The 11704-nt window shown below is 63.7% G+C and carries 11 protein-coding genes; 8 read left to right on the top strand and 3 right to left on the bottom strand.

Features of this window, described 5'->3' with window-relative positions; all coding sequences use genetic code 11:
• Positions 1-95: 95 nt before the first annotated feature.
• Entirely contained in the window at positions 96-3479 is a 3384-nt protein-coding gene (locus CN311_RS30445) for a YhdP family protein (RefSeq protein ID WP_097577291.1), read from the bottom strand.
• A 95-nt stretch (positions 3480-3574) separates the two neighbouring features.
• On the opposite strand from CN311_RS30445, the gene CN311_RS30440 reads away from it, so the two are divergent.
• From CN311_RS30440 to CN311_RS30405, 8 genes are all read left to right on the top strand, one after another.
• Positions 3575-4042: a peroxiredoxin gene (locus CN311_RS30440; RefSeq protein ID WP_097577290.1), complete on the top strand. Its 468-nt coding sequence runs from the start codon at positions 3575-3577 to the stop codon at positions 4040-4042.
• Positions 4043-4217: 175 nt separating this feature from the next.
• Positions 4218-5522 (top strand): M23 family metallopeptidase, encoded by a 1305-nt coding sequence (locus CN311_RS30435; protein WP_097577289.1) that lies wholly within the window; start codon positions 4218-4220, stop codon positions 5520-5522.
• A gap of 115 nt (positions 5523-5637) precedes the next feature.
• Entirely contained in the window at positions 5638-5847 is a 210-nt protein-coding gene (locus CN311_RS30430; protein WP_097577288.1) for a hypothetical protein, read from the top strand.
• A gap of 144 nt (positions 5848-5991) precedes the next feature.
• Positions 5992-7158 carry an ROK family transcriptional regulator gene (locus CN311_RS30425; protein WP_097577287.1) on the top strand — a complete coding sequence of 389 codons (1167 nt, stop codon included), beginning with the start codon at positions 5992-5994 and terminating at the stop codon, positions 7156-7158.
• 17 nt (positions 7159-7175) lie between these two features.
• Positions 7176-7940: an ATP-binding cassette domain-containing protein gene (locus CN311_RS30420; protein ID WP_097577286.1), complete on the top strand. Its 765-nt coding sequence runs from the start codon at positions 7176-7178 to the stop codon at positions 7938-7940.
• A 39-nt stretch (positions 7941-7979) separates the two neighbouring features.
• Positions 7980-9020 carry a sugar ABC transporter substrate-binding protein gene (locus CN311_RS30415; RefSeq protein ID WP_097577285.1) on the top strand — a complete coding sequence of 347 codons (1041 nt, stop codon included), beginning with the start codon at positions 7980-7982 and terminating at the stop codon, positions 9018-9020.
• Between the two features lie 118 nt (positions 9021-9138).
• Entirely contained in the window at positions 9139-10134 is a 996-nt protein-coding gene (locus CN311_RS30410; protein ID WP_097577284.1) for an ABC transporter permease, read from the top strand.
• A gap of 13 nt (positions 10135-10147) precedes the next feature.
• Positions 10148-10918 carry an SDR family NAD(P)-dependent oxidoreductase gene (locus tag CN311_RS30405; RefSeq protein ID WP_097577283.1) on the top strand — a complete coding sequence of 257 codons (771 nt, stop codon included), beginning with the start codon at positions 10148-10150 and terminating at the stop codon, positions 10916-10918.
• Between the two features lie 219 nt (positions 10919-11137).
• Here CN311_RS30405 and CN311_RS30400 read toward each other — a convergent pair whose 3' ends face one another.
• Positions 11138-11437 carry a BrnA antitoxin family protein gene (locus CN311_RS30400; protein WP_097577282.1) on the bottom strand — a complete coding sequence of 100 codons (300 nt, stop codon included), beginning with the start codon at positions 11435-11437 and terminating at the stop codon, positions 11138-11140.
• Positions 11434-11704, bottom strand: a 271-nt coding sequence (locus tag CN311_RS30395; RefSeq protein WP_342586715.1) for a BrnT family toxin, incomplete at its 5' end; no start/stop codon positions are given. The genes CN311_RS30395 and CN311_RS30400, both read right to left, overlap by 4 nt.

Genomic DNA, 11704 nt, shown 5'->3' with positions numbered 1-11704 from the left:
TGTTCGTCCGACTTGCATGGACGCGTGAATTGGCCGGGGCAAACGAGCGTCCGCTACGGGTCGAACTCGATCGCTCGGAGTGAATGGGTTTGACCTCACCGATACTCGAAGATCGATCTGAAAATTCCTGGCGCGATCACCGACAGCGGGTTGACGTCAAGCTTCGGCTTGTTGGCGTCGCCCTTGAGCCGGTAGGTCACGCCGATCAGGCCGCGATCGCGGCCATTGCCGAGCAGCGCGCCGAACAGCGGCAATTCGCCGAAGATGCGGTTGAGGCCGTAGACCGGCATGAAGGTGCCGGTCATGTCCATATTGTTGTTCTGGTCGTAGAGCGTGCCCTGGAAGGTGGTGCCGATGCGCGGGCCGCGCAGCACGCCATTGGCCAGCTTCAGGTAGCCGGCGCCTTTTTCGATCTCGGAAGCGCCGCGCTCGAACTGCACACGCGACGTGTCGAGCTTGCCCTTCACCGCTTCGTTCAGGCTGCGGCTGTCGCCGGGCGGTGTGGTCGACACGATCGAGGCGAGTTTCGGCTCGTTGACCACGTAGAAGTTGCGGGCATCGACCTGGCCCCGCATCGACCCGTCGCTGGCCCCAGCCAGCGCCAGCGTGATCGACCCGCCCTCCATATGCTCGTAGATGTTGAGGAAGCGCAGGATCGCGCCGGCATCGGCCGACTTCATGTTGAGCGCGCGCCTGCCGTCGGCGGTGGTGTTGCTGATGGTTATGGCGGCGCCGGAGTCCGCCGTGGCGCTCACCTTGAGCCCGTTTACCCTGGAGCCGGCGGCGCTGTAGTCGAGCTTCAGGTTCGACAGTGTCTCGTCGTGGAAGCCAGTCAGGAAATTGACGTCGGCACTGACGGAAACCGCGTCGGACCCCGTGGTCTTGGTGGCGGTGTCGACATCGGATGTGAATTGCTTGATCAGCGAGCGGGCGTCCAGCGCATTGCCGCTGATATCGATCGCAAATCCCTTGCCCGATCGCTTGACCGACACGGCGACGTCGTCGCCCCGGTTCAAGGTGACCTTGCTGAAGCGGGCCGAGGACAGCCCACCCTTGAGCAGCACCACGCTGCCGTTGATCGAGAAGCTTTTTCCGCTGAGGTCAAAGTCGGACAGCGTCGTGGTATCGCCGGACTTGGTCATGACGAAGGTGACATTGGCGGGAATGCCTGGTCCCTTGCTCCAGCCGGCCCAGGGGATGTCCAGCCTGGCGTTGGTCAGATCGGCCGAGACGTTCTGATTGCCGCCGCCGCTCTTGTCGATGGCAACCTTGATGGTTCCCGAAAGCAGCGTCGACAGACCAGGCATGGCGGTGGCGCGCATCTTGTCGTCAAGCACCATCGCCACCTTACGGCCGGGTGGCGGTCCGTCGTCGGTTAGCGGCTCGATCAGGTCAAGCTCGGCTGGAAGGCCATTCAGCAGCGCCTTGGCGGAGATGACGGCCTTGTCGGGTTCGACCGTGATCGAGCCGTCGGCGTTCGTCACCGTCTGGCCTTCGAACGGTTTGGCCAGCGACAGATCCTTGTAGTCGAGCGCCACCAGCCAGTCGAGTTTGGAGGTATCGACGCCGGATTGCAGCGGGATGTCGGCCTTGACGTGGCCGGTCACCGTGCCGGACAGGTCGTCCGGCAACAGGCCGACATGGCGCATGGCGTTGATCGGCTCATAGGACGCGAGTTCGGCGATCGCGGAAGCTTCGCCGGCGACGTCGATGTCGAGCGCGCCGATCACCGGCGGTCGGTTTGCCGCTTTTACCGCCATCGTGCCGCCGCTTGCCGCCACGGTGCGGCCGCTCGGCATATAGACACTGCCGGAGGACAGGGTGATGTCGACATCATTGCCGTGAAACGCGACCACGCCGACGGCATCGCGGATCGGTGGAATGCGACCGGCCGTGTCGAAGCGCGATCCTTCTACCTGGAACCGGCCGAACACTTCATCCGATGAAAGCGGAACGCCGTTGCCCAGCCGCCCCGGCACGACCTGGAACTGGAGATTGGCGTCGACGACGCGGCCGCCGAACAGGTTTTTCAGCACCCACAGGCGGGCGTTGCGCGCGGAAAACCAAGGCCAGAGTTGCTTGACATGCGAGACCGGCATGTCGTGGATGTTGAGGGCCACGGATATGCCCGGGGCCTTGCCGTCGACGAATATCACCGCCGCGGTGCCCAGCACCTCGCTCTTAGGCCCCGATCGAACCCCGATCTGCTCGGCGACAAGCCTGTGGCTCTCGGGCTGATAGACGCCGGCGACGCGAGCAAAGAAATTGAGCGCAGGCTCGGGCGATTCCGAGGGCGCCAGCGTCGAACCGTCGCTGGTCAGATCGTAGCGATAGGACGGCTCCTCGCCCGCTGTTCCTGTGGCCGGCTTGGGGCCGATCGAACCGGCGAAAGCGAAGGTCGAACGGCCGGTCTTCAAAAGCAGCTTGTCGACCTGGATCTTGTTCGAGCCAGCGACAAGTGTCGCATCGAGGTCGAGATCGGCAGCAAGCAAACCGCGCTGGCCGAGATCGAGCACGGACCCGGTGAACGCCAATGAGGCCGTCAGGCGCGATGCATTCTCGCCGCCCCCTTGCGATCCCGTCAGCCTCAAGGCGACCGCGCCCAGCTTCCCACCTGATGCGCTTGCCGCCACGGCGGCAGGCGCCATCTTCACGCTGGCGTCCAGCGCGGTCACACGGCGGGTCGTGATATCGCGGGTGGCGGAAGCGGCGATGGCGAGCGTTCTGCCGTCGACCTCGGCGTCGGATGAAAGCTCCATGCCGCCCGGCCCCGCCTGCGAGACAGAGGCATCCGCGATCCTGACCAGTTTGACCGATCCGGCCTCCGGCAGCACGAGGTCGACATTGCTGAGGTCGATCCGGCGCATCGAATCCTCCCGCACCGCGTCGAGCGCGTGGTTGATGTTGGAGAAGACCGCTTCGGACAGTTTTTCCGGATCGATGAGGCCATCCTGATTGCGCAGCGCCGCGGACCAGTCGCCGCCCGACGGCATCGCCGCCATCACGATACGCGCATCGGAAATCCTGGCGCTGGTGAGCCGCACCTCGCCCGAAAGCAGCGGTATCAGCCTGATGCCGAAGCGGACCCGCCCGGCATCGGCCATCGGCTTGCCGTCGGCGGTCTTGAGGCTGACATCGTTGACCTGAAGCGCAATGAAGCTCGACCCGTCGAGTGTGAGGCGAGCCGGCCCGGCTTCGACATTGACGTCGACCCCGGCCAGTTTTTCGATGGCCGTTTCGGCTTCCGCCCGCAACCGTTCGGAGCCGATGCCCGATACGCCGACCGCATACACCGCGGCGGCGGCCAACAGCACAAGGGCGGCAAAGCCGGCGAACAGCCGCGCCAGGATGCGAACGCCGCGGCCTATCGACGCCTGGCCGAGCGGCGGCACCCGGCACGCAGACGGGAAGGCCCCCAGGTCGGTGATCTCATCACGCCTGAATCTGATCTTTTCGTGCTGCGGTTGCTCCTGATCCACGCAATTTTCCGTTCTACGAACTCGATCGTGGACGAATCCCCGCTCGACATTATAACGACGAGGCTTCGCGCGTAACCACAAACAAGGGCATCGATATGGCTGATCTCAAAGTGGGCGATCCTGCGCCTCAGTTCGACCTTCCCCGCGACGGCGGCGGCTCGCTCAGCCTCGCGGCATTGCTGGGCAAGCCGGTCGTACTCTACTTCTATCCGCAGGACGACACCACGGGCTGCACGACCGAGGCGATCGGCTTTTCGCAATTGAAGCCGAAGTTCGAGAAGGCTGGCGCCGTCGTGATCGGCCTGTCGCCGGACAGCGTCAAGAAGCACGACAAGTTCAAGTCAAAATACGATCTGACCATCGACCTGGTCGCCGATGAGGAGCGCAAGGTGATCGAGGCCTACCATCTGTGGGTCGAGAAGACGATGTATGGCCGCAAATATATGGGCGTCGAGCGCGCCACCTTCCTGATCGGCCGCGATGGACGGATCGCCAAAATCTGGCGGCAAGTGCGGGTCAAGGGCCATGCCGAGGCAGTGCTGGAAGCGGTGCGCGCGCTTTGATGTAACGCGGTGGCCTTGCATTTAAGCCTGCCGCGACGCGAGCCCGCGCCTGACATCCTATTCCAATTTGACTGCATCCATGAATTGCAAACGGTAGCGCCGAAGCAACCGACCGTTAACCTTAATGATGTGTAATGAGGGCTCGTCGTTGGTGTCGTAACGAAAGCTTGGTCCCGTGAATGTAACCGGTCAGTCAGCGGTCTTCGGCAGGCGCAAGGAGCCCCACACGGTCATCATCGCCCGGGGCGATGAGATAAGGCACTTCACCATACGGCCATGGGTAGCCGCATTTTGCGGGTCCGCGCTGGCGGCAATTGTCATAGGTTACCTGCTGGCAACCTCCTACCTGGTGCTGCGCGACGACCTGATCGGCGCGACCACCGCACGGCAGGCGCGCATGCAGCAGGCTTACGAGGATCGCATCTCGGCGCTGCGCGCCCAGGTCGACCGGATCACCAGCCGCCAGCTTCTCGACCAGCAGCTCATGGAAACCAAGGTGAGCGAGCTGCTGCAACGCCAGAGCCAGCTCAGCCTGCGCCATGGCCGCCTCGGACCGATCCTCGACCGCGCCGAGAGCGAAGTTGGAACGCCGCCTGCGGCAAGCACTGCGGCAGGCTCAAAGCCTGACCAGCGCGCCGACGCCACCGTTGCGCAGCCGCAGGCCTACACGGTTGCCAGCCTTGGTGCCGGTTTGGGCGCCAGCCCGGACACCGGGGATAACAGACCGTTCTCCCTATGGTCGACCCGTTCCGATCCGCTGCCCAGCGACACCGCCGCCGACCGTGCCGACAAGCTCTTTGTTTCGATCAACGAGTCGCTCAAGGCCATCGAAAGCCAGCAACTCACCCGCATCGCCACGCTTGCCGATAACGCCTACAAGAACGCCGATGCGATTTCGCAGGCGCTCACTGCGGCTGGCCTGCCGGTCGACAGCGACTTCGGCGACGAACGCGACGTCGGCGGCCCGCTGATCCCGGTCGACGGTTCTTTGATGTTCGACAGCAAGGTCAGGGAACTCGACGAGGCGCTCGACGCGCTCGACCACCTCAAGAAGGAAGCGCGCCGCCTGCCGCTCGCCAACCCCGCTCCCGGCCGTTCCGTCACCAGCCCGTTCGGCGTGCGCACCGACCCGATCCTTGGCACCGCGGCGCTCCATTCGGGCATGGATTTCAGGGCGCCGCTCGGCATGCCTGCCAAGGTCACGGCCCCCGGCGTTGTCGTCAAGGCCGGCTGGAACGGTGGCTATGGCCGCATGGTCGAGGTCGACCATGGCCAGGGCTTTGCGACACGCTATGGCCATCTCAGCGAAATCGACGTGAAGGTCGGCCAGAAGCTCGATGCCGGCGACGTCATCGGCAAGACCGGCAGCAGCGGCCGCTCGACCGGCCCGCATCTGCACTACGAGGTCCGCCACAATGGCGAGGCGATCGACCCCTTGCGCTTTCTGAAGGTCGGCAAGAAGGTCGCGCAGTACCTCTAAACGATTGCTGAAACGCGATTCACGTTCGAGCAGGAACTCATCGCCCACAGGTTGCATGGAACATAGTTCTCCCTCGCACGTTGTTGGTCATCACCAACTGACTGATGAGGCTGGAATGACGGCAACACCCAGAGCCGATCACATCTATCAGCGAGCATATCTACTGGCCGAGAGCGGCGTCCATGACCGCGCCGCGGAAATCGTCGCCATGCTGGTCACCGAGGGCTATCCGGAAGCGGTCGATTTGTTGAACACCGACAATATCCGCGCGGATCTCAGGCGTGCGTGCGAAGTCGCCGCTCCCCGTAGGCCCCGCCTTTTGTAAGGCCGCGAGCGACTGATCCCATGTCGGATGCAGGTTGCAGACGGCTCGAAGCGCCGGCACGAGCAATAGTCATCTTATTTTTGAATTCCATTTGACTGAATAAATCTTTGGTGCGAACCTGCGCTCTCCTAGGGAACGCAAGGCATGGCACTGCGGGGGACCAATCAGGAATTCGGGCGGCCTTACAACAGGCGCATCGTGCTCGAATCCATCCGCCTGCATGGCCCCGTCGCCCGCGGCGACATTGCAAGGCGGGTCGGGCTCACCGTCCAGACGGTTTCAACCATTGTTCGCGAACTGGAGGAGCACGGCTATGTCCTGTCCGTGCGCGAGGAGCCGCGGGGACGCGGCCTGCCTCCGGCAACGCTCAGGATCAATCCGGAAGGCGGCTATGCCGTCGGCATCCACATCACCCCCCTCGGGATCGACGCGGCCCTGACCAATCTCAGCGGCGACGTGATCGAAAGCGCCCACCGTGAGGCGCCGAATGCCACGCCCGATCTTGCCTTCGACCTGATCGGTGCGATGGTCAACGATTTGACCGGCCTGCGCCCCGGCGGCCGTGTTCTCGGCATCGGCATGGCGTTGCCCGGCCCATTCGGGGTGGAATCCATGAGCTTTGTCGGGCCGACGACGATGGCCGGCTGGAAGGACGTATCGCTCCGGGAACGGCTGGCGGCGTCGACGGGATTGCCGGCTTTTTTCGAGACAGACATGGCCGCCGCGGCCATGGGCGAGCGTCTCTATGGCCTCGGGACGGGATATTCCGAATACTACTATCTCTATTTCGGCGTCGGTCTTGGCGGCGTCATGGTGCATGAAGGAAGCGCATTGCGCGGTGCCTGGGGAAATGCCGGCGAGATCGGCCATATTCCCGTCGTCCCGGGCGGCGAGTTCTGTCCCTGCGGCAACCGAGGCTGCCTCGAACGCTATCTTTCGCTCGAAGCGCGAGGACGCTGGACTGGTGGTGATGCCGACTGGGTAGCCGAGATCGGCCCGGTCTTCCGCAACGCCATCGCCGTCGTCGAGAACCTGTTCGACCCCGAAACCGTCATCCTGGGCGGGCTCGCGTCCACCGATTTGCTTGAAAGGCTGGCCGGCTCGGCGACGCAGCTCCCCAACTCGGTCTCGGCCCGCAGGGACCGCACCAGCCCCCGCATCATCGTCGGGCGCGGCGGGCAACATGCGGTGTTGCGCGGCGCCGCCGCACTTGCCGTTTCCGGGGTGCTCTCGCCGCGCTTCGGCCAGATGTTCGCAGCCGAGCGCGAGCGGGATCGGGACCTCCTGCAAGGCAAGGGGATGGCGGCATGAGCGGAGCCCAGCCTGGCATGAGCGAACCCCTGCTGGTGCTCGACAACGTCACCAAGAACTATGGCGCCATCGAAGCGTTGAAAGGCATCAGCTTCTCGATCGGCAAGGGCGAGGTCGTGGCGCTTCTGGGCGACAACGGCGCCGGCAAGTCGACGCTGGTCAAGATCATAGCCGGCGGCCTGGAGCCGACGTCCGGCCGCATGCTGTTCGAGGGCAAGGAGTTCCTGGCAAGGTCCCCCGCCGAGGCCAAGGCCGCGGGCATCGAGACCGTCTACCAGGACCTGTCGCTTTGCACCAACGTCGACGTGGTGGCCAATTTCTTCATGGGCCGCGAGATCACCAGGAAGGTTCTCGGCGTTCCCGTGCTCGACGAGCGCGCCATGGAGCAGGTCGTGCAAAAGGCGCTGGCCAGCGCCGGAACCCGCATCCCTTCGCTGCGCACCAATGTCGAGCATCTTTCGGGAGGTCAGCGGCAAGCCATCGAACTCAACCGCTTCGTGCATTTTGGCGGCAAGCTCGTGCTTCTCGACGAGCCGTTCGCCGCACTCGGCGTCGAGCAGACGCGGCGCGGCCTCGACATGATCCGCCAGGTGGCGAGCCAGGGCATCGGCGTCGTCATCATCACCCATATCATGCAGCAGGCCTTCCAGGTCGCCGACCGGATCGTGGTGATCCGGCAAGGCGTCGTGGCGGGCGATGTCGCACGCAACAAAACAAGTCCCGACGCGGTGATCAACATGATCACCGGTGAGACGCTTGCCGGTGCCGGACCGGCTGGCTGAGGGACAAATGAGGGGTCCGGCGCAAGAGGAGCGAACGACATGAAGAAAATACTTCTTTCCGTCTTCGGTATCCTGGCACTGGCCTTTGCCACAATCATGCCGGCATTCGCACAGTCCAAAGGTACCGTCTACTACATGGTGCCGACACTGCTCGATGAATTCCAGACCGGCTCGGTGAGCGCGCTGGAACTCTTCCTGAAGCAGACCGGCTATGAGATGAAGACGCTGAACGCCGACAACAAGACCGACGCCCAGCAATCGCAGATGAACGACGTCATCGCGCTCAAGCCGTCAGCGATCATTCTCGCCGCCGTCGATTTCAATGCGCTGAAACCATCGATCGAGGCCGCTCGTGCGGCCGGCATCCCGGTGGTCGAGTTCGACCGTCAGATCACCTCCACCCCTTCCGACTTCACCTCGGTGGCCGGAACCGTCGAAATCGGCCACGTCGCCGCCGATCAGGCCGAGAAACTGCTGACCGCCAAGAACGGCTCGGTGAAGGGGAAAATCCTGCAGGTGCTCGGCGATCCCGGCGACCCCTACACGCTCGACATCCAGAAGGGTTTCGAGGAGAAGATGAAGGCGTTCCCGGACGTCAAGATCATCTCGCTGCCGGCCATGCAATGGGCGGCGGATGCAGCCGGGACCATCGTCAACGACCAGCTGCTCGCCAACCCTGATATCGACCTGATCTTCAGCCATGCGGCGCACCTGTCGGTCGCCGCCGTCGCCTCGCTCGAGGCCGCCGGCAAGAAGCCCGGCGACGTTATGCTGATGAGCTCGAACGGCGCGCCGGTCGGCCTCGACCTGATCCGCAAGGGCTGGCTCAACGTCGAAGTCGAGCAGCCGCTCTACGCGCAGGCCGCGGCGGTCGCCATGTTCATGGACAAGATCGTCAACAAGCAGGAGATCAAGCCGGGCGAGTATGAAGTGCTCGGCCTGAAGTCGACCGTGACCAAGGAAGCCTGGGGACCCAACATCAAAATCCCGGGCGCCGCCATCACCAAAGAAAACGTCGACAATCCGGCCTTCTGGGGCAATCTGAAGCCGCCATCGGATACGGTGAAGCCGGTCGAATAACATTGTTGTTGCGCTCCGGGCCGCACGGCCCGGAGCGCACCCAAGAGCGCCGCGCGTCCGCATGGACGTGCGTGGCATGTTGTATCGCCTTGAACCCGCGCGCCAACCGGATCAGCCCATGAATCCCCGCACACGCCAAGTCCTCGAGTTCATCCTCGACAATCTCGTCTGGTTCATGCTGGTCTTCGTGCTGGTGGTCTTCTCCCTCTTCGTTCCGAACTATTTCCAGCTCGGTATATTCGCCAACATCATCGAGGCGTCGAGCGTTCTTGGCGTGATGTCGATCGGCCTGGCGCTGGTCATCATCGCCGGGCACATGGACCTGTCGGTCGAATCGGTCGCGGCGCTCAGCGCCATGGCGGTCGGCATCCTGTTCTGCTCGGCGGGTATCGGCCTCGGCGTTCAACTGCATCCCGAATGGCTGATGGTCCCGGTATCGCTGCTCATAGCTCTGATCGTCGGCGGGATTATCGGCGCCTTCAACGGCTATCTCGTCGTGCGGCTGAAGATGAGCGCCTTCATCATCACGCTGGCGTCCTACATCTGGGTGCGCGGCCTGGTGCTGGTCATTTCCGGCGGCCGCTCTGCGCAGGATCTGGCGCCGGCGATCCGCTGGTTCGGCATTCAGCGCCTGCTTGGCCTGCCGCTCACGGCGTGGATCGCCATTTCCTGCTTCGTCGTCTTTTCGCTGATCATGGCCAAGACGCCGTTCGGCAGGCATCTCGTCATGATCGGCGGCAATGAGACCGCGACCTTCCGCGCCGGCATCCGCGTCAACCGCAACCTGGTTATTGCGTTCATCCTCGCCGGCGCCATCGCCGGCCTTGCCGGCTGGCTGCTGGCGATCCGCACCTCCGGCGCCACCGCCAATCTCGGCGTCGGCCTGCTGTTCAACGCCTTTGCCGCCGTCGTCATCGGCGGCGTCAGCCTGAAGGGTGGCGTCGGCACCCTGCCCGGCGTCTATGCCGGCGTGCTTTTGCTGTCGGCCATCAACACGGCGATCAACCTGATGGGTCTGCCGGCCAATTTCACCCAGGTGATCCACGGCCTGCTGGTGCTTGCCGCCGTGCTGCTCGACGCTTTCAAGCAGACGATACGCCAAAGATTGGCATGAGAGAGGGGCTGGCATGAACGGGCGACTTGACGGAAAGGTGGCGCTGGTCATCGGCGCGGCCCGCGGCATCGGCAAGGCCACCGCCCTGCGTTTCGCCGAGGAAGGCGCCAGGCTGGTGCTGGCCGACACAGAGATCGAGGCGGGGCAAGCGGCCGCGGACGAGATCGGCGCCGCCTTCATCCGCACCGACATCTCACAGATGGCCGATGCGGAAGCCGCCGTGGCGGTGACGCTCGACCGTCACAGCCGGCTCGACATCCTGGTCCAGAATGCCGGCATCTATCCCTGGCAGCTCATCGAGAACACCAGCCCGGACGACTGGGACCAGGTCATGGCCGTCAATTTGCGCGGCACCTTCAATGCCACCCGTGCCGCGCTCGCGCCGATGAAAGCGCAGCGTTTCGGGCGCATGCTCTACACCTCGTCCATCACCGGCCCGCACGTCACCAGCCCCGGTCACGGCCACTACGCCGCGACCAAGGCCGGCATCAACGGCTTCATCCGCTCGGCGGCGCTGGAATTCTCCGGCTACGGCATCACCGTCAACGGCGTCGAGCCCGGCAACATCCTCACCGAGGCGATCCAGATGCATCGCGGCGCGGCCTATATCAAGAATATGGAAGACTCCATCCCGCTCGGCCGGCTCGGCAGCCCTCGGGAAGTGGCCAACGCCTTCCTGTTCCTCGCCTCGGACGATGCCAGCTACATCACCGGCACGACCATCGTCGTCGATGGCGGGCAGTTGCTGCCCGAAGGCAAGGATTTTCGGCTGCTGCCGCCGTGAATGGTGGGCAATGACGGGCTCGAACCGCCGACATCTTCGGCGTTTTGGCGCCAGCGAGATGCCTTTCGGGCCGGTCTTCCTCCTGAGGGATCGATCGGTGTCCTGCTCTATCTGGAGGTCGCGCAGGCGCTCGCGCTGAATTGATCGGACCCGTCGCGCGGAAAGGGGTGCGGCGGGCTTTTTTCAGTTGGACGATCTCTCGCGGGCGTCGGCGACGCTTCAGCCGACCTTTGCTGCCTTCAGCGCTTCGTTGATGCGGCTTTGCCAGCCTGGGCCGGTGCGGCGGAACTTCTCAATCACGTCCTGGTCGAGCCGGATGTTGATAGCCTTCTTCGGCTTCTCCAGTGGGGGACGGCCGCCAAGGTTCCTCTCCATCTTCGCCGTCAGTTCGGGGAATACCTCGGCAAATGGCTTGGCCTGCTTTAGCTGCTCATCGGTGAGAGCGGGGATATCGGCCTCGTCCCAATCCTTCTTGGTGTAGCCGCGACCGGGTTCGAAATTGCTCTTCTTGCGGATCATTCGACCAGCCTCCTTTCCTTGACATTTGCGCGCCTCATGGTGATGACCGAAAGCCCTTCGGTCCCAAGATAGGCGAACACGACAACAACGGTGTTGTCCGCCAGACGGCCGATCGCAAAGTACCGGTTCGCCTTGGCGGGGATGATGCGAGCGTTCAGGAAGAACGTCTCGTCCAACGATGCGAAGTCCAGCCCATGTTTCTCAAGGGTGGTCAGGCGCTTCGGTTCGTCCCAAACGATCATCGTTAGTTTTTGTATATACGAAAAC

The sequence above is a fragment of the Mesorhizobium sanjuanii genome (genome assembly GCF_002529485.1).
Taxonomy (GTDB): Bacteria; Pseudomonadota; Alphaproteobacteria; order Rhizobiales; family Rhizobiaceae; genus Mesorhizobium; species Mesorhizobium sanjuanii.
The sequence above is the reverse complement of the archived record's forward strand: the minus strand, read 5'-3'. Positions and strand labels throughout refer to the sequence as shown.

What these genes read in the sequence shown, in the direction of transcription:
- CN311_RS30440 (WP_097577290.1), top strand. Translation starts at nt 3,575, where the DNA reads ATGGCTGATCTCAAAGTGGGCGATCCTGCGCCTCAGTTCGACCTTCCC.
- CN311_RS30430 (WP_097577288.1), top strand. Translation starts at nt 5,638, where the DNA reads ATGACGGCAACACCCAGAGCCGATCACATCTATCAGCGAGCATATCTA.
- CN311_RS30425 (WP_097577287.1), top strand. Translation starts at nt 5,992, where the DNA reads ATGGCACTGCGGGGGACCAATCAGGAATTCGGGCGGCCTTACAACAGG.
- CN311_RS30420 (WP_097577286.1), top strand. Translation starts at nt 7,176, where the DNA reads ATGAGCGAACCCCTGCTGGTGCTCGACAACGTCACCAAGAACTATGGC.
- CN311_RS30415 (WP_097577285.1), top strand. Translation starts at nt 7,980, where the DNA reads ATGAAGAAAATACTTCTTTCCGTCTTCGGTATCCTGGCACTGGCCTTT.
- CN311_RS30410 (WP_097577284.1), top strand. Translation starts at nt 9,139, where the DNA reads ATGAATCCCCGCACACGCCAAGTCCTCGAGTTCATCCTCGACAATCTC.
- CN311_RS30405 (WP_097577283.1), top strand. Translation starts at nt 10,148, where the DNA reads ATGAACGGGCGACTTGACGGAAAGGTGGCGCTGGTCATCGGCGCGGCC.
- CN311_RS30400 (WP_097577282.1), bottom strand. Translation starts at nt 11,437, where the DNA reads ATGATCCGCAAGAAGAGCAATTTCGAACCCGGTCGCGGCTACACCAAG.